Source organism: Nonomuraea sp. C10 (genome assembly GCF_008017515.1).
Lineage (GTDB): Bacteria > Actinomycetota > Actinomycetes > Streptosporangiales > Streptosporangiaceae > Nonomuraea > Nonomuraea ferruginea.
In genome coordinates this window covers 2,023,148-2,040,425 of sequence record NZ_VPFF01000003.1, presented here as the reverse complement: position 1 = coordinate 2,040,425, position 17,278 = coordinate 2,023,148, and the positions used below count along the sequence as shown (strand labels likewise).

Sequence of the window (17,278 nt, the reverse complement as noted above, 5' to 3'; positions counted from 1 at the left end):
GGTCAGCGGTGGGTGGTGCGCACGCGCAGCTCGCCCACCGGCTCGCCGCCGCCCATCACGTGGTGGACGGCGAGCCCGTCGAGCGCCGGCGAGGTCAGGCCGAGCGAGCGCAGCGCCGCCACGGTGAGCGGGGTGCGGGCCCGGCCGGAGCCGTCCTCGATCTTGATGACGCCGGTCCTGCCGTCCTCGAACACGAACGCCTGGAAGCCCTCCGCGCCCGCCTTCACCAGCAGGCCGGGCAGCGCCCGCATGAGCGCGGCCTCCGGCCGGTGGGTGCCTGACGTCCACTCGGGATGGGCGCGCATCGCGTCGAACACGGCCCGCTCCCTGCTGTCGTCGGCGGCCAGCGCGAGCGACCGGAACGCCTTGGCCACGCCCAGCATCGAGACGAAGAACAGCGGAGCCCCGCACCCGTCGACGCCCGAGGCGGTGATCCGCTCGCCGGTCAGCTCCTCCACGGTGGTCCGGATCGCCCGCTGCAGCGGGTGGGTGACCGCCAGGTAGGAGGCGATGGGCCAGCCGTTGGCGACGCACGCGGCGAGCATGGCGGCGTGCTTGCCCGAGCAGTTCATGTAGAGGCGGCCGCGCTCGGTCACCGCCCGGTCCTCCGGGTAGTCCTCGGGACAGAGCAGCGCCGACTCGTCGAGCCCCGCCCCGGCAAGGATCTTCGTGACGCCTTCGACGTGGAAGGGCTCGCCCGCGTGGGAGGCGCAGGCCAGCGCCAGCAGCTCGCCGCTCAGGTTGAGGCCGTTGTGGAGCATGGCCAGCGCCTGCAGCGGCTTCATGGTCGAGCGGGGCGAGGCCGGCACGTGCACCGCCCCGTGCGCCTCGGCGGGGCTGCCCACGGTGTCGAGGGCCAGCATGCGCACCTCGTGCCTGGACTCCACGAACCCGGACCGGACGACCTCCACGACCAGCGACATCACGCACCCCTTTCGTCACGAGTCTACGGAGGTCTCGCCGCTGGGCCAGAATGGGATCCCATGCGAGCAGTCGTTCAGCGGGTGAGCTCCGCCTCGGTGGTCGTCGACGGGCAGACGGTCGGCGCGATCGACGAGCCCGGCCTCCTCGTCCTGGTGGGCGTGACCCACACCGACACGCGGGCCCAGGCGGCCAAGCTGGCCGCCAAGCTGTGGTGCCTGCGCGTCCTGCACGGCGAGAAGTCGTGCTCCGACGTGGCCGCGCCGCTCCTGGTGATCAGCCAGTTCACCCTGTACGGCGACGCCCGCAAGGGCAGGCGCCCCACCTGGCAGGCCGCCGCGCCGGGGCCCGTCGCCGAGCCGCTGGTCGACGCGGTGGTCGAGGAGCTGCGCGGGCTGGGCGCGCACGTGGAGACGGGCAGCTTCGGCGCCGACATGAAGGTGTCGCTCGTCAACGACGGCCCGATCACGCTGATCGTGGACGTCTAGCGGGCCCCGCTATCTGATGCGCCGGCGCAGCCCCGGGTCGATGCTCACGTTGCGGCCCGCGTCGGGCGGCACCACGACCTCCTGGGCGGCCGCCACGCCGCCGGCCAGGAGCTGGGCGTCGACCGGGACCGTCCGCTTGATCACCGCCAGCGCGATGGGCCCGAGCTCGTGGTGGCGGGCCGCCGAGCCGACGGTGCCGACCTCCTGGCTCTCGAAGATCACCGGCGCGCCGTGCGCGGGCAGCGTGTCGACGCTGCCGTCGAGGTGCAGGAAGACCAGCCGGCGCGGCGGGTGGCCCAGGTTGTGGACGCGGGCGACCGTCTCCTGGCCGCGGTAGCAGCCCTTGGTGAGGTGGACCGCCGGGCCGATCCAGCCCACTTCGTGGGGGATCGTCTTGTGGTCGGTGTCGAACCCCAGCCGCGGCCGGTGCGCCTCGATCCGCAGCGCCTCGTACGCCCACAGGCCCGCGAGCGGCTTGCCCAGGTGGTCGCCCAGCTCGGCGCGCGGCACGTAGGAGTCGCCGGCGGCGGTGGACAGCACCGCGAGGTCGTCGGCCCGCGTCACCTCGACCCTGAGCATGAACCGCATCCGGTCGAGGTAGCCGATCAGGGCGTCGGCGGTGCCGGGCTCGACGTGGGCCAGCACGGACTCACCGTCGTCGACCAGGGTCAGGTGGTGTTCGACGCGGCCCTGGGGGTCGAGCACGAGCGTCTGCGTCCACTCGCCCGGCTGGAGGGTGTCGAGTTTCTGCGAGGTGAGATCGTTGAGCCAGGTCAGCCGGTCGGCCCCGGAGACGCGCACCACCTCGCGGTTGCTCCGGTCGACGACCGCCTCGCCTTTGACCAGCGCGCGCTGCTCGGCGAACAGGTCGCCGTAGTGTGCCGCGACGTCGGCGTCGGGGGCGTCGGCTGCGACGGCTCCCGGCAGATCCAGCAGTGGGCTACGCATACCTCCCAGGCTATCGGCACTCGCGGCAGCGCCCGAAGACGGTCAGGTGGTGGACGTCGGCCGCGAACCCCAGCTCGTCGTCGAGCCCGCGCACCAGCCCTTCGGCCAGCTCGGGCCGGACCTCGATGACCTGGCCGCAGCCCCGGCACACCAGGTGGACGTGGTCGGCCTCGGCCGCCAGGTGGTAGGTCGGGGCGCCGTGACCCAGGTGGGTGTGGGTCACCATGCCGAGCTCTTCGAGCAGCTCCAGGGTGCGGTAGACGGTGGAGATGTTGACCCCGCGGGCGGTCTCGCGGACCTTGCCGCAGATCTCCTCGGGCGTGGCGTGCTCCAGCTCCTTGACCGCCTCCAGGACGAGCTGGCGCTGCGGAGTGACCCGGTAACCCTTGGCGCGAAGCTCCTCATGCCACTGCGTCTCCGTCATGCCCCGAGTCTACGGCCGGACGTTAATCGCTTGCCCTGTCAGCCGGGGACCGCATAGCTTCGTGAATACGCGGAAAGGAGGTGGTCCACATAATGGTTAGCCATAAGAGGACCAGCGAGGTGGTTGTCCGCTGACGACGCGGGCTGTTGTCTCGCAGTCGTTCGCGAGTACGAGACAACCACCGGGGCCCCTGGCAGCCGGAGGGCGTGACACCAGTCACCGCCTTTGGTCCATCCGGCCCGCTCTCCCCGAGAGCGGAACGTCGCCCGGGGCCCTTCTTCGTTTCTCAGCCGACCTTCTTCAGCTCCGCCGACATGTGCGACGTGAGCGGATGCCCCACCGCGGCCATGTCGTAGGCCCACATCAGGTTGCCGTTGACCAGCCCGTAGAGGCGGCGGCCCGCGGTGTATTCCTTGGCCGTGACCGTGCGCGCCACCACATCCGTCCGCAGGTCGATCTTGTGGAAGACGACCTCGCCGACGTAGATCTCCACGATGCCGGTCGGGTGTGACAGCACCACCTCCAGCTGCCGTTCCGGCAGCGCCCGCCAGTAGCCCGACTCCGTGGCCAGCGGCCTGACCCGGTTGCCGTCCTGGTCGAGCAGCCAGGTGCGGCTCACGTACGTCAGGAAGGGCTTGCCGTTGTGGCCGAACTCGATCTCCTGACCGAAGTTGAAGCTCTCGATCGTCGGGTAGCCCCCGACGCCGGCGCCTTCCCACCGTCCGAGCAGGAAAGCGATCGGTTCCAGGTCAGGATGCACCTGTGGTTCCTCCATATGCAGAACCCTAGTGGCGCGGGGCGGGCGGGTGACGTTCTAGGGTGGCGGGCATGGCACGATCACTGGTGATCAAGGTGACGGCGGGCGCCGACGACCCCGAGCGCTGCAACCAGGCGTTCACGGTCGCGGCCGCGGCGCTCGCGAGCGGGGTTCCCGTCTCCGTCTGGCTGACCGGCGAGTCCGCGTGGTTCGCGCTCCCCGGCCGGGCCGAGAAGTTCGAGCTGCCCCACGCGGTCCCGCTCGCCGAGTTGTTCGGCGCGGTGCTGGCCGGCGGGCGGGTGACGCTCTGCACGCAGTGTGCGGCGCGGCGCGAGATCACGGTCGAGGACGTGATCGAGGGCGTGCGCATCGCCGGAGCGCCCACGTTCGTCGAGGAGGTGACGGACGAGGGCGTCCAGGCGCTCGTCTACTGACCTACTGGGCCAGCACGGCGCTGAGCCGTTCCTGGCGGAGCTGCTCGTAGCGGGTGTCGTCGAGCGGGGCCAGCTCGCCCACCCGCCACGACAGCAGCAGGTCGGCCAGCGCCGGGTTGCGGGCCAGGGCGGGGCCGTGCAGGTAGGTGCCGACCACGTGGCCGGCGTAGCAGCCCTCGAAGCCGTCGCCGTTGCCGACGCCCTTCACGGTCCTAGACAGCGGCTTTACGCCGGGGCCGAGACGGGTCACGCCCATGTGGTTCTCGAACCCGGTCAGCGTCGGCAGCCCGAGCGCGGCGTCGACCTCGGCCACCAGCTCGCCCACGGCCCTCGCGGGACCCCGGGCGCTGGCGAGGTCGAGCAGGCCGATGCCGTCGACCGGCTGACCCTCCTCGCCGCCGAACGTGCTGCCCATGATCTGGTAGCCGGCGCAGACGGCGAGCAGGGAGGCGCCGCGGGTGACCGCGCGCTGCAGGCCGCCGTCGCGGCGCAGCCGCTCGGCCGCGAGGATCTGCGGCCGGTCCTCGCCGCCGCCGATGAGGTAGACGTCGCCGGTCTCCGGCACCGGGTCGGAGGAGCGGACGTGGACCGTCTCCGTCTCGATCCCGCGACGCTGGGCGCGATGCTCCAGGACGAGCACGTTGCCCTGGTCGCCGTAGGTGCTCAGCAGGTCGGGGTAGATCCAGACGATGCGCAGGGCGCTGTCAGACGGCACGGCCGAACTCCGATCGGATCTGCTGGAAGGCGGTGTAGTTGGCGATCACGTCGACCCGGCCGGGCGGCTGCATGGCCAGCGCCTCCGAGAACGACGCGCAGAGCGCGAACGGCACGTCGGCCACTTCGAGCCGGAGCGCCAGGTCGAGGCGGCGCTCACCGGTCACGAACACGGGCCGCCCGCGCAGGATGCGATAGTCGACGTCCCACAGCCAGGAGGTGTCGCGGCCGTCGGGGCCCTGCGCGTTGACCGACAGGATGATCGGCAGGTTGGGGTCGGAGACGTCGAACGCCTCCAGCCAGCCCGCGGGGTTCTTGGACAGCAGCAGCCGCGCCTGGCGGCCGTCGCGCTCGACCGTCGTGTAGCGGCCGGCGACCGAGGTCACCTCGCGCAGCCGGGGCATCGCCCGCTCCACCGACAGCCCGAACGCGTCGGCGACGGCCAGCGCCATCGCCGCGTTGGACCGGTTGGCCAGGCCGGGGAGCTGGATGTCGATCAGCCAGCGCTGGCCGCGCGGGTCGATCACCGCATCGTCGTCGAGCACCCACTGCGGCTCGGGCCGGTGGAAGGTGCACTCGCGGCAGGCCCAGTCGGCGTCCTTGCGCTCCAGCGGGCCGCCGCACTCGGGGCAACTCCAGGAGTCTTCCTTCCAGCGCTGCCCGCCGGCCACCCAGGTGACCTTGGCGGCCGTGGAGGCGCCCCAGGTGACCAGCGGGTCGTCGCAGTTGGCGATGACGTGGGTGGGCTTGCCCGACAGGGCGTTGCGCCACTTCTGCGCCAGCAGCCAGATCTCGGCGGCGCGGTCCATCTGGTCGCGGCTGAGGTTCATCAGGCAGACGACGCCCGCGCCGGTGGTGTCGAGCACCTCGGGCAGGTATTTCTCGTCGACCTCCAGCACGCCGTAGGGCGCGTTCTTGTGCGTGGAGAGGGCGGAGACGTGGCCCGCGGGCATGTTGGCGCCGAACGCGTTGGTGGCCACCTCCCCCAGCTCCAGCAGTGCGGACGTGATCAGCCGCGTCGTGGTCGTCTTGCCGTTGGTCGCGCTGACCAGGGCCAGCTTGCGGTCGCGGGCAAGCTTGCGGAGCAGGTCGGGCTCGAGCATCAGGCCGACCCGCCCGCCGATCACCGAGCCGTCGCCGCGCCCGGTCATCCTGGACAGCGTGGCGGCACTGCGGCCCAGGGCGCTCGCGAGCTGAGCCCGCAGTGAAAGCTGGGTCATGCTGACAAATCCTAGTCCGGATCGGACATGCCCAACCGCTTACTCGCGATCACCGGACCTGTTCCGCCAGGTGAGGCTCCGCGAACGAGATCTCGGGCGCGCTGTCGTGCCCGAACGGCAGCACGAACCTGTGCGGCCACGCCAGCACCCCCTCCAGCCACCCGGCCCCCATGATCTGGCCGACGTGCCGGAGCCTGGCCTGCGGCTCGACGCCGATGGCCACCGCGTCGACGTCGCGCCTGACGCCCTCGTGCTCGTCGTCGCCCAGGATGACCCGCCAGGCCAGCTCCCTGTTGTGGTCCATCTCCATCGACAGCGGGTGGTGGCGCAGCGCCTTGGCCCGGTGGCCGAGCAACTCCCCATGGGGCTCCGGGTGCGGGCCGTCGCCGTTCTGCCGGAAGATCGCGTACTCCATCGGCGGGGCGGGGGTGCGCAGGTCCGGCGCGGGCCGCCCGTACGGGAAGAGCCTGTCGACCTCGTGCAGCCAGCGCACCTGCGGGAGCACCCACGAGGCGCCGGGGCGCTCGCCGCCCCCCTGGCCGCCCAGCAGGCGGGTGGCGGCGGCGGCCGCCTTCTCGGTGAGCAGCGCCGGGTCGAACCAGCTCCGCAGCGCCCAGGCGCGGCGCCGCACCGAGCGCTCGACCAGCGTGGCGAGCAGGCACTCGGCGCGCCGGGCCGGCAGCTCGGCCCAGGCGGCCGCGAGCGCCCGCGGCACGCCGGGCAGCGGCCGGTTGCTGACGAAGGCGAGCACGACCGTGTCGCACCAGATGCGCAGCCACGCCCACTCGGGCGCGTCGGCGAGCACGTCGGCCTCGCGCAGCTCCACCAGCGTGCAGGCCTGGCCGGTGCGGCACGGCGCGCCGCAGGCGGCCGAGCGGCGGCCCCTGATCGGCGGCGGCGGGCCGGCCAGCGCCTTCTCGCGCGACTCGCCGAGCGGCACGCGCACCCGCAGCGGCCGGTCCATCCCGTCGGCGAACACGGCCGCGTCGCCGGGCGGCAGCGAGACGACCTGGCGGGACTGCTCCTCGCTGAGGTTCATGGCCGCGCCGACGAGCTGCCGGTCGTCCTCGGCGGGCAGCCGGTGCACGACCTTGAGCGCGGTGTTCTTGACCACGTCGGAGACCAGCTTGGTGGGGATCTGCTCGGCCACCACGATGCCCTCGCCGTACGCCCTGATCTCGGCGAGCATGCCGGCCAGCAGCTCCACCGCGTGCGTGGCGGCCCGGCCGGTGCCGCGGTCGCGCAGCAGCCGGTGCGCCTCCTCGATGACGATGACGTGCCGCAGGCCGGCGCTCTTCTCCTGGCGGGCGCGCATCCGCAGGTGTTCGACGACCCGGATGATCAGCGTGCCCATGAGGAACGCCTTGTCCTCGTCGTTGGCCACGTCCTCGATCGCCAGCACCACGTTGCGGCGCAGCAGCCCGCCGATGTCGGCCGGGTGGCCGCCCTCGAAGAACCGGCCGGCCGAGCCGACGCGCAGCGAGCGCAGCCGCAGCGAGATGAACCCCTCCACGTCGGCCTGCACCTCGCGGCCGTAGCCGATCTCCTGGATGACGTCCATCGCGTGCCGCTGGAGCTGCTCCAGCGTCGGCACGCTCGGCGGCACCTTCGACCCGGGCACGGCGCCGCCGGTGACGACGTCCCAGCCGGTGGCCTCGTACACGCGCTGCAACGCCAGCGACATGATCTGCGGGAACGGCTCCTCGGCGTCGAAAGCCGCCATGAACAGCGCCCTGATCATGTCGATATGCGCCTGCACCGGGTAGCCGGGCTCCGGCTCCAGCGGGTTCACGCTGAACGGCACGCCGTCCGGCGCCGACGGGTTGATCACGGTGACCTGCGCCGGTTCGACCCGCCCGGCGATGGCCGCGTACTCGGACTTGGCCGCCTCGATGGCCAGCCACGGGATGCCCGCGTTGCTGAGCTGCTCCAGCAGGTGCCTGACGGTCTGCGACTTGCCCGAGCCGGTGGCGCCGGTGACGAACGCGTGCCGGTTGAGCGTGGCCAGCGGCACCCGGAACGAGCCGACCGGCCGGTCCTGGCCGTCGAGGATCTCGCCCAGCTCCAGCTCGCCCTCCCCGGCCTCGGACGTCACGTCGAAGAACCCGGAGTCGAGCACCCGCACGCCCGGCACCTCGCGCCTGGGCAGCCCGGCCAGCGCCGCCAGCGCCCCCGCCGTGGCCGCGAACGGGGCCGCCGCGCCGTCGGCGGGGTCCTGCATGGTCAGCGCCAGCGCCTCCGGCAGCGCGTGCACCGCGCCGTGCGCGCTGCGCAGCCGGTACGGGTGATGGCTCATCTCCACCGACCCGACCAGGACGGGCGCGATCTGCCGCAGTTCGTCAGGGTTGGCGGCGCCGGCCAGCACCCGGACGTTCCAGAGCCCGGCCTCGCGGAAGGCGTCGAGCTCCTGCATGCGCCGCTCGGCCCGCTCGGCGTCGAACCTGGACCGCTCGGAGGCGTCGCCGTACTGCCTGAGCACGTTGAGCTGGGTGCGCAGATGAGCCACCTCGGCGTCGAGCAGGTCGGTCGGCTCGGCCACGACCAGCCACGCGAAGGGCCGCGACATCAGGGTGACCAGCGTCGCCTCGAACAGCGTCGGTCTTTTCAGCTCGTCGGCGTCCGGCTCTCTGCGGCCCCCGAGCGGCGGCGCCTGACGGCCGGGGCACGGGGTCCAGACCAGGTCCGCCAGGTCGGCCAGGTAGCCGTCGTCGAGCTCGACGCCGCGCGCGCCGCCGGGGAAGAGCAGCGGCTGCGGCCCGGCCGGGCGGTCGGGCGAGTCCGGCGACCGGCGCGGCTGCCGGGGCGGCGACAGCGGGCCCGCGTTCGTGATCAGCTCCAGCGGCGCGCCCGACCCGCGCGAGAGCCAGCCGATGACGAACGGCCTGTCGCGCGCCGCCGCCGACAGCGCGGCGGGCAGCACGGTGACGAAATCCCACTCGGCCGACGAGCTGCGCGAGGGAGCGGCGATCGACTGGATCCGGTACCAGGGTCCGCTCAGCGACACACTCGGCTGCATTTCATCCCCCCACAGACGGTTGTCAGTAAACTCCCGCCGAACGCCAGCGCATCACGTGGACTTTGACCATTTCCTTGCCTGTCATTGCCTGTCCTTGCGCCAGTCGAGGCGTGCCGGTGGCGGGCCGAGGTTCGGCGGCGGCTCGCGGTGGCCGTTCTCGGAGGGCTCCTGGATCGTGGTCTCGCGCACCTCCTCCAGCTCGGCGAGCGTCGTCTTGGGGAAGGTCAGGATCGCCGGGTTGGCGTCGGCCAGGCGGACCCGCCGGCCGTGCGCGGTCGCGTCGGTGACGATCACCGACGTGGTGGGGAGCTGCTGGAGCTGGTGCGGCTCGACGAGGAACTCGCGCGAGCGCTGCAGCACCCGCTCCTTCTCCGAGATCTTGTCGGCGGTGCGGCCCCACTCGGTCGACTCGGTGATGTCCTCGGCCAGGTCGGCGGCGCTCTCGTCGGGCCGCCCGCCGGCGTCGTCGAGCTGCTCGATGGTGGAGGTGTAGCCGCCGTCCAGGCCCGGCAGCGACTCGCTGATCGTCTCGGTGAGCTGGGCCAGCTCCAGCCGGTGCTCGGTGCCGACGTGCTCGCTCGCCACCCTGGCGTCCTCGGCGTTGCCCAGCCGCATGAACGCGACCGCCGCGTGGCCGCGGCCGAGCCGCTCGCGCACGGTCGGCGTGAGCGAGCGGTAGGTCAGCACCAGTCCGGTACGGGACGTCTCGCAGGCGTCCATGAGCCGGTCGAGCACGTCGCCGCGGAGCTTGTCGGCGCCCGCCACGATGATCGTGTGGTACCACGGCCGGTCGGAGGCGGGCGACTGGCGCAGGATGTGGGTGAGCGCGGTCGCCACGTACGTGCCGAGCACGCGGTTGCCGAACACCCCGGCCTGCCGGTCCATGCTGACCACGCGCAGCCGGGCGGGCGGCAGCCGGACCGCCTGCGTGCCGAGCGTCTCCAGCTTGCGCAGCTGCGACTCCAGCGCCCAGGCCCGCTCGATCACCACCCGGTCGCTCACCCCGCGCCCGAACAGCGTGCCGATGCGCTCCAGCTGGGTGGCGGTGATGAGGCCGAACCGCAGGTCCTCGCGCGGGTCGCCGACCTGCGCCAGCGCCCGCAGGGCGGCCGTCACCTGGCTGATCGTGGCGTTCTCGCCGAGCACCTCGAGCACCCGTTCCAGGATCGCGTTGTCGAAGCTGAGGTCGCGGGTGGTGCGGTGCTCCTCGCTCACGCTGACCACGTGCGCGAGCACGTCGGCGAACGCCTCGGGCTTGAGCGTCGCCCCCAGGTCGAGCCGGGGCAGGTCCACCGGCAGCACCCACACGAGCGGGTCGTCGCCGCCCTTGCGGGCCAGCTCGATCAGGTCCTTGGCGATCGCGCCCTCCGACAGGTCGAGCACCGTCAGGTGGCCGCCGCTGTAGAGGCGGGTCGCGCCGAGCAGCGTGATCAGCGCCGACCAGCCTGGCAGCGTGCCGCCGGCCACGTCGACCCGGTCGATCTCGTCGGGCACCGCGACCGCGTACCAGGTGAGCTGGCGGTCGAAGCGTTCCTTCTCCTCCTGCCACTCGCGGTAGAGCTGGGCGTGCTCCTCCTGCGCCCTGAACAGCTCCCTGTCACGTTCCTGGCGCTGGCGGTCGTTCCTCGCCTGCTGCTCCGACACGCGGTAGCGGACCGCCCGGTCGCCCTGGACGAGCGCGTAGGCGCAGATGGCCGCCACCCCGCCGGCCGCGAGCACGCCGATCAGCGCGAACTGCCACGCGAGGTAGCCGACCAGGGCCAGCACGACGATCAGCGCGGCCAGCACGAGCATGAACGCGCGCACCAGCCGCACCGGCCGGTTCAGCATGTCTTCCTGGAGCCGCTCGCGGCGCAGCAGCGCGGCCCGCTCCTCGTCGTCCCGCTCGGTGACGGGCGGCTCCTCCGCCGGAGACGGCCGTTTCGGCGGCGGGCCCGGGTCGGGATGCGGCAGGATGTACTGCCAGCCCAGGTAGATGCGGTCGGCCTGGAGCTGCGCGTGATCGGGATGCACGTCCGCCACGTGACCCCCTCCGGCTGCGCTATGTCGTTCTGTTTTCCCTCCGCTCCGTGACAGCGTATGAGCTACAACCCCTGCTGCGGCAGGGTTCTCGGCAATTCCGCCAGCTTGATGGGCGCAATGGGGTGAGTGGGACAAGGTTGACCTATTACCATCACTAGCCATGACGGAAGCGCCCGCCGGCAGCAGCGAACACAGACGCCCGGTCGTGGTGCCCGTCATCGCCCTGCTGACCGTGACCGTCGTCGGCATCGTCGCGCTGCTCGGCGGGCTGGAGGAGGTCGAGGTGCCGCCCAAGACGCTCAGCCAGGGCGCGGTCCTCGACCAGGGGCTCTACTCCACCAGGTTCGTCGAGGCGCGGGTGACGGTGGAGAAGGGCGAGCTGACCTTCGAAGAAGACAAGCGGTTCGTGGAGATGGTCTTCGACGTCACCAACCTGGGCGACGAGACCATGAGCGTCGGCATGCCGCCCGCCAAGCCCGATCAGGCCGGGTTCGGCTCCTCCTTCGCCAACTCCCTGGTCAGGATCACGCCGGCGATCAAGGAGGGCAAGGGGCCGTTCACCTTCGCGCTGGCCGAGGAAGACCAGACGAACCAGCTCCATCCGGGCACGACGACCAAGGTCGTCGTGCGCTACCGGCTCGACGCGGGCGAGCGGCCGCCCGAGCAGATGACGCTCGACGTGGCGACTTTCGCGTACGAGCCCGGCTTCCAGGACGAGACCGTCCGGTGGCAGATGGTCACCGAGCAGGCGGGCGAGAAGTGGGTGCCGACCGTCCAGGCCAAGGTGACGCTCCCCGTCAAGACCGGAGGCTCGGCGTGACCGCCACCGCCCGGCGCCCAGAGGCTCCCGAGGCCCCCGGCCGGCGCTCCGGGCGGCGGGGCGGCTCGCGGCTGCTCAACGCCGCCGTCGGGCTCGTGCTCCTGGGCGCGGCGATCGGCCTGCAGTCGCTGGACCTCAGCCACAACGAGTACTCCGCCCCGCTGACCTACCTCGGCGGCAAGGGCGAGAACGTCGACGCCACCCGGTTCGTCGTCCGGCTCAACTCGGTCACCGCGGCCAAGAGCATCCGGCACCTCTCCGACACGCTCAAGACGGACCGCCTGTTCCTCGTCGTCGACGTCTCCGCCAAGTCCAAGCTCAAGCCGTACAAGCTCGGGCCGGCCGTGCTGCTGACCACCGACGGCAAGAAGTTCTCCGCCACCGACCGGATCGACAGTTCGGCCACCGCCAGCGCCAAGTGGGTGCAGCCCGACATCTGGGCCGGGGGGTCGTACTTCTTCGAGGTGCCCGCCTCCGTGCTCGCCGGCGCCCGGCTGGTCGTCGGGCTGCCGCCGACGGCGCTGGTCGAGCCGTACCAGCCGGAGGCCGAGATCGACCTCGCGCTGGACGAGGCGGCGGCGCGCAAGCTCGTCGGCTCCGCCCAGGACGTCTACTCCACCGCCGAGAAGTGATCTGCCGATGAGCAACGAACGCGACTGGTTCGCTCCCAGGAAGGACCACCGGCGCCCGCAGGAACCCGACACCCCGCCCTCCCCCGGCCCGTACGACCAGGTCCCGCCGGAACAGGACGACCCGCCGTACGATCCGGAACGGCCCTCCCGCCCCCGGCACGCGGCACCTCCTGGTCAACCCCCGCATCACGGAGATCCGGGACAGCCCGGCGCGGGCAGGCCCACGTACCCGGACGGCTCGGGCCGGCCCACATATCCGGACGGTGCCGGCCGGCCGTACCCGGATCAGCAGGCCGCCGAGCAGCACCCCGCCACCGGCCATCCGGCCCATCCTGACCGGCAGCCCCCCGCCGGCCATCCGGCCCGCCCTGACCAGCAGCCCTCGGCCGGACAACGCTCCCCCACGGGCCGACCTGCGCGGCCGCGACGCCAGGCGCGGCCGGGACAACCTCAGGCTGGGCAGGCGCCCCCTCAGAGTCCCGCGCCCCCTCCGGGCTGGCCTCAAGGCCCGCACGGGCAAGGCGCCCAGGGAGGGCCGCCCGCGACACCCGGCACGCTCCCTGGCCGGAGCCGCCCCATGCCCCCCGACCAGCAGGTCTGGCCCCCCGTCCCACGCCGCAACCCCATGGGCGCCACCCAGCCCATCCCGGCGGTACGAGCCGACAAACCCCTGCCCCGGCCCTTCCCGCCCCCCGGGAAACCCGCCCCCGGACCGGCCGCACCCGAAGCGAGCCCACCGGAGCGCCGGCCCGCCGCGGAAACCGGCGGGTTCCACCCCGCGCCCGGCCCCGACGCAGCCCTGGGGATGGGGGGACTCGGCGCGGAAACCGCCTCAGGGATCGGCCGGCCCTCCGACACGGCCGCCCTGGGGATGGGCGCGATCGCCGCGAAAACCGGCGGGGCCAGTGAGAGCGTCTCCGGGGCCGGAGGGGCTGCCTCCGGAAAGGGGGGCGCGCGGTCGCGGAGGAAGCGGATGGTGTTCGTCGCCGTGGGCGCTGTCGTGGCGTCCCTGCTCGCCACCGCTGCCACCGCGTTCGACGGCTACCAGTTCTACGAGTCCGTCACCACCAGAGGGCTGTACCCGAAGCAGGTGACGGTCCCGGCCGGTGGCTCGTACGAGGTCTACAAGACGGAGTTCAAGGCCGCCGTCGCCCCCACCGACCCGCCGAAGGACAACAAGCACGGCCCGGAGGTCACCTGGCTCGCGATCGACATCAGGAAGAAGGTCCTCGACGAGGACAGCGCGACCATGGTGGCCGAGCCCACGGATCTCGAGCTGACCGACCGGGCGGGCCGCACCTGGGTGGTGGAGCTGATCCCCGGCGACCGGCCGACCGACCGGCTGGTGGTGGGCCAGGAGTATCGGATCCAGGGCGTCGCCGTGGTGCCCACCGAGGTGAAGGACGAGGTGGAGCTCTCCTTCAGGCCGAGCTCGTACCGCTCGGACACTCCCATCGACGACCTGTTCAAGAAGGACTCGGAGGCGGTCAGGATCGACAACCTGGTCGAGCTGACGTTCAGGAGGCGTTGAGCGGCTCGCCGCGGAGCCGGGCGCGGGTGGCGGCGATGTCGAAGGTGGCCGCCAGGAGCGCCATGGTCAGCGTGGTCACCAGCAGGTCGCGGACCAAGCCGACCGGCGCGCCCAGGTACATCCAGGCCCAGTCGGCCTCGGAGCCGATGAGGGTGCGGACCGCGCGGTCGCCGTAGCGGGACCCCACGGTCAAGGCCACGTAGCACAGGCACATCATGCCGAACAGCGGGGCGCCACCCCTGACGATCATCCGCAGGGAGTTGGCCAGCGGCAGCCAGCGGTCGGTGAAGCCGCTGGTGACGTGCTGGAACGACTTCTGGGTGATCTCGTGGCTGCTTTCCAGCCGGTCCACGCCCTTCTCCAGGCGGGTGCCCCTGACCAGGGTGCGCGCCTCGTCGGAGAAGGCGCCGAAGACGAGCATGGCCACGGTGAGCCAGGCCAGCGGGACCGCCACCGCGTCCAGGAACAGCGGCCAGAAGGCGCCGAACGCCTCGGTGAAGGCCTCCCAGGCCGGGACCGTCTCCTTGGCGTCGGCCAGCGCCTGCCTGGTGCCGGCGACGGCCGCGCGGCTGTCCGTCCACTCGGCGCGGGCGTCGGCGAAGGCGACCGTCGCGTTCAGCCCGTAGAAGACGAAGCCGAACTCGGAGAAGGCGGCGGCGAACCCGTAGAACCGGCCCTTGCCCTTCTCCACCAGCTTGGCGAAGAGCGTCTTCAGCAGGAACGTGACCGCCATCGCGCCGAGTGACACCCGCCAGTCGAGGTCGGCCAGGCTCATGCCGACGTGGGTCTCCTCGCCGAACCACTGGGCCTCGGTCATGTCGTAGAAGTGGTGCAGCAGGTCCATCTGCTGGAAGTCGCGCGCGTCCTCGGTGTGGAAGCCCCAGGCGAGGTAGAGGACCGCGAACGCGGGGGCCATCCGGTCGAGCGTACGGAAGAACCGTTCGTCCTCGACCCCGTCGGCGGCCCGCGCCCGTACCTCCCAGAGCGCGCCGCGCATGCTGTGGAGCATGCCGGTGGTGACGGTCATCGCGGCCAGCACGACCAGCGTGAGGATCGTCATCACGGCGACCAGGCGGAGCTGGCGGAAGTCCCCGTAGGCGACCTCCGTGCCCGCGTACAACAGCACGTAGCGGACCAGTTCGCCGGCGGAGAACCAGAGGATGAGGGGCAGCGCGCACTTCCCCGCGAGCCGCAGGGTGTGCATGGGCAGTGAGAACGGCGACGGCATCCGCCGGCCCGGTGCGGGGCCGGGCCGTGGCGGCGCCATCACACCAGACGTTCCGGACATCGGTGGAATCGTAGCGGGATGCCACAACCTGCCGCAGCCGCATCCGGGCAACCGGTCACCGTGAAGCCAGGCGCGGTCGCGGGCCCGGAGATGCATCATGGCTCCATGGACTCGCGGCCCGCGCCGGACACCGATCCGCGCGTGATCGGGCAGCGGGTGCGGCAGCTGCGCCAGGCGCGCGGGGTCTCGCTGTCGGAGCTCGCCAGGCGGGCGAGCATCGGCAAGGCCACGCTCTCCGGCGTCGAGACCGGCACCCGCAACCCCACTCTGGAGACGCTCTGGGCCATCACCGCCCAGCTCGGCGTGCCCATCGGGGCGATACTCGACTCCCCGCCCGAGCCCCGGAACGTCCGCGGCACCGCCATGGAGGCGGCGCTGATGGAGCTCTTCGAGGACGATCACGTCACCTACGAGCTCTACCGGCTGCGCGTCCCTCCGGGGATCACCCAGAACTCACCTGCCCACCTGGAGGGGGCGACGGAACATGTCACGGTCTTCAGCGGCACCCTGGCGGCCGGGCCCCTGGACGCCCCGCTGACCGCGGGGCCGGGCGAGCACATCTCGTGGCGCTCGGACGTCCCGCACGTCTACCACGCGACGGGCACCGACGTCGTCCACGCCACCCTGCTCATGCGCTATCCGGCCAAGCTCTGAGAGCCGCGGCGGTGAAGTCGTCCAGCGGGTAGAACAGCTCGATCGCCAGCTCCGACAGCGTCACGTCGGCGGGGGCGCCGAACGTGGCCATGGTGCTGAACATCGCCAGCTCGCCGAACGGCGTGCGGAAGCGCAGCGGCACCTGGATCGGGCTCGGCCGGTGGGGCGAGCCGCCGGGCTCGTCGCCGCCGGGCACGGGATAGCGGGACACCTCCTCGTACAGGGCCCGCAGGTCGGCGTCGCCGGTGGCGTTGACCTGGCGCAGCAGCCGGTCCAGGAACAGCTCGCGCACCTCGCCCAGGTTGGACAGCCGCGCAGCGAGCCCTTCGGGGTGCAACGCCAGCCGGAAGACGTTCGGGCACGGCTCCAGCAGGTGTGCCGGGACGCCCTCCATGAGGACGGCCATGGCCCGGTTGCCCTGCACCACGTTCCACAGCCGGTCCACCACGACCGCCGGGTACGGCTCGTGCGCGGTCAGCATGGTCTCCAGCGCCGACCGGACCGACGCCATGTATCCGTCGTCGAGGCTGCTCTCCCGGTACGCGGGGGCGTAGCCGGCGGCGAGCAGCAGGGTGTTGCGTTCCCTGAGCGGTATGTCCAGCGCGGCCGACAGGCGCACCAGCATCGCCCGGCTCGGCTTCGCGCGGCCTGTCTCCAGGTACGACAGGTGCCGGGCGGAGGTGTCGGCCAGGAGCGAGAGGTCGAGCTGGCTGAGCCTGCGACGGCTACGCCACTCGCGCAGGAGCGTCCCCGCCGGTGACGGCTGTCGTGTGTCCATGCGGAGGAGCCTAGGCCGTCACCAGGTGGGCGCCGCCATGACCTCGGAGGTTATTGAGACCGTGATCCGGGCGGTGACATGGTCGTTCCGGACAGGCCCGTCCGGGGCGGACTCGAGGGGGAGGAGTGACCGGTATGAGCACGGCGACAGGGGCGGAGGTCGCCCGGCGTACCACGGTCGGCGGCGCGGCGGCGGAACGGCTCCGCGTGATCCTGCGGATCGACGGCTGGAGCACCGCCCTCTTCGGCGTGGTCCTGCTCGCCGCGTGGCGGCCGTTCTCCGGCTGGTTCGGGCTGCCGCCCGCCTGGTCGGTGCCGTTCGGCGTGGCCATGCTCGGCGGCGCCGCCGCGCTCGGCCTGATCGCCGGCTACCCCCGGATCCCCGTGCGGTACGTGGCGCTGGTCGTCGCGGGCAACGCGCTGTCGTGCGTGGCTCTCGTGGCCCTGGTGCTGACCGGGGCGATTCCGCTCAGCGGCCTGGGCGTGGCTTTCATGCTGACCGGGGCCGCGGTGGTGGCGGTGTACGCGGGGCTGGAGTTCCTCGGGCTCCGGCGCGCCCGGACGGAGTGAACGAGCGGCCGCGCGGGAGTCCGGCCCGGCCGCACGCGAAGGGCCCGCGTCCGGGAAGGACG

The 17,278-nt window shown here is 72.4% G+C and carries 17 protein-coding genes; 7 read left to right on the top strand and 10 right to left on the bottom strand.

Going from position 1 to position 17,278, the window contains the following annotated elements:
• Positions 1 to 2 precede the first annotated feature (2 nt).
• Entirely contained in the window at positions 3 to 923 is a 921-nt protein-coding gene (locus FR742_RS41600; protein ID WP_148036673.1) for an asparaginase, read from the bottom strand.
• A 60-nt stretch (positions 924 to 983) separates the two neighbouring features.
• Between FR742_RS41600 and dtd the strand changes: the two genes are divergently transcribed.
• Positions 984 to 1,409, top strand: a complete 426-nt coding sequence (gene dtd / locus FR742_RS41595; RefSeq protein ID WP_148036672.1) for a D-aminoacyl-tRNA deacylase — start codon at positions 984 to 986, stop codon at positions 1,407 to 1,409.
• A gap of 9 nt (positions 1,410 to 1,418) precedes the next feature.
• Here the strand turns inward: dtd and FR742_RS41590 are convergent, their stop codons facing one another.
• From FR742_RS41590 to FR742_RS41580, 3 genes are all read right to left on the bottom strand, one after another.
• Positions 1,419 to 2,357, bottom strand: a complete 939-nt coding sequence (locus FR742_RS41590) for a folate-binding protein YgfZ (protein ID WP_148036671.1) — start codon at positions 2,355 to 2,357, stop codon at positions 1,419 to 1,421.
• Between the two features lie 10 nt (positions 2,358 to 2,367).
• On the bottom strand, positions 2,368 to 2,781 hold the full coding sequence (locus tag FR742_RS41585; RefSeq protein ID WP_148036670.1) for a Fur family transcriptional regulator: 414 nt from the start codon (positions 2,779 to 2,781) through the stop codon (positions 2,368 to 2,370).
• A gap of 286 nt (positions 2,782 to 3,067) precedes the next feature.
• Positions 3,068 to 3,556, bottom strand: coding sequence for an FABP family protein (locus FR742_RS41580; protein WP_148036669.1), 489 nt, complete (start codon positions 3,554 to 3,556; stop codon positions 3,068 to 3,070).
• Positions 3,557 to 3,609: 53 nt separating this feature from the next.
• On the opposite strand from FR742_RS41580, the gene FR742_RS41575 reads away from it, so the two are divergent.
• Positions 3,610 to 3,972, top strand: coding sequence for a DsrE family protein (locus FR742_RS41575; RefSeq protein WP_148036668.1), 363 nt, complete (start codon positions 3,610 to 3,612; stop codon positions 3,970 to 3,972).
• Between the two features lies 1 nt (position 3,973).
• Here the strand turns inward: FR742_RS41575 and FR742_RS41570 are convergent, their stop codons facing one another.
• From FR742_RS41570 to FR742_RS41555, 4 genes are all read right to left on the bottom strand, one after another.
• Positions 3,974 to 4,687: a type 1 glutamine amidotransferase gene (locus FR742_RS41570; RefSeq protein ID WP_148036667.1), complete on the bottom strand. Its 714-nt coding sequence runs from the start codon at positions 4,685 to 4,687 to the stop codon at positions 3,974 to 3,976.
• Positions 4,677 to 5,906 carry a MurT ligase domain-containing protein gene (locus tag FR742_RS41565; RefSeq protein WP_148036666.1) on the bottom strand — a complete coding sequence of 410 codons (1,230 nt, stop codon included), beginning with the start codon at positions 5,904 to 5,906 and terminating at the stop codon, positions 4,677 to 4,679. The genes FR742_RS41570 and FR742_RS41565 overlap by 11 nt, the downstream gene beginning before the upstream one ends.
• A 49-nt stretch (positions 5,907 to 5,955) precedes the next feature.
• On the bottom strand, positions 5,956 to 8,910 hold the full coding sequence (locus tag FR742_RS41560) for an ATP-binding protein (protein ID WP_261809064.1): 2,955 nt from the start codon (positions 8,908 to 8,910) through the stop codon (positions 5,956 to 5,958).
• Positions 8,911 to 9,003: 93 nt separating this feature from the next.
• On the bottom strand, positions 9,004 to 10,944 hold the full coding sequence (locus FR742_RS41555) for a hypothetical protein (protein ID WP_148036664.1): 1,941 nt from the start codon (positions 10,942 to 10,944) through the stop codon (positions 9,004 to 9,006).
• Positions 10,945 to 11,104: 160 nt separating this feature from the next.
• Between FR742_RS41555 and FR742_RS41550 the strand changes: the two genes are divergently transcribed.
• The 3 genes from FR742_RS41550 to FR742_RS41540 all read left to right on the top strand — a co-directional run bounded on the left by FR742_RS41550 (position 11,105) and on the right by FR742_RS41540 (position 13,927).
• Positions 11,105 to 11,764: a hypothetical protein gene (locus FR742_RS41550; RefSeq protein WP_148036663.1), complete on the top strand. Its 660-nt coding sequence runs from the start codon at positions 11,105 to 11,107 to the stop codon at positions 11,762 to 11,764.
• Positions 11,761 to 12,396, top strand: a complete 636-nt coding sequence (locus FR742_RS41545) for a hypothetical protein (protein WP_148036662.1) — start codon at positions 11,761 to 11,763, stop codon at positions 12,394 to 12,396. The genes FR742_RS41550 and FR742_RS41545 overlap by 4 nt, the downstream gene beginning before the upstream one ends.
• Before the next feature lie 973 nt (positions 12,397 to 13,369).
• Entirely contained in the window at positions 13,370 to 13,927 is a 558-nt protein-coding gene (locus FR742_RS41540) for a hypothetical protein (RefSeq protein ID WP_148036661.1), read from the top strand.
• Here the strand turns inward: FR742_RS41540 and FR742_RS41535 are convergent.
• Entirely contained in the window at positions 13,914 to 15,215 is a 1,302-nt protein-coding gene (locus FR742_RS41535; RefSeq protein ID WP_148036660.1) for a hypothetical protein, read from the bottom strand. The two genes, FR742_RS41540 and FR742_RS41535, sit on opposite strands and share 14 nt — an antisense overlap.
• A gap of 105 nt (positions 15,216 to 15,320) precedes the next feature.
• Between FR742_RS41535 and FR742_RS41530 the strand changes: the two genes are divergently transcribed.
• Positions 15,321 to 15,869, top strand: coding sequence for a helix-turn-helix domain-containing protein (locus FR742_RS41530; RefSeq protein WP_148036659.1), 549 nt, complete (start codon positions 15,321 to 15,323; stop codon positions 15,867 to 15,869).
• On the opposite strand, the gene FR742_RS41525 is transcribed toward FR742_RS41530, so the two are convergent.
• Complete coding sequence (locus FR742_RS41525) at positions 15,844 to 16,647, bottom strand: helix-turn-helix domain-containing protein (protein WP_148036658.1); 804 nt, start codon at positions 16,645 to 16,647, stop codon at positions 15,844 to 15,846. The two genes, FR742_RS41530 and FR742_RS41525, sit on opposite strands and share 26 nt — an antisense overlap.
• Positions 16,648 to 16,781: 134 nt before the next feature.
• Here FR742_RS41525 and FR742_RS41520 point away from each other — a divergent pair, with 134 nt between their 5' ends.
• Positions 16,782 to 17,216: a hypothetical protein gene (locus tag FR742_RS41520; RefSeq protein ID WP_148036657.1), complete on the top strand. Its 435-nt coding sequence runs from the start codon at positions 16,782 to 16,784 to the stop codon at positions 17,214 to 17,216.
• Positions 17,217 to 17,278 lie beyond the last annotated feature (62 nt).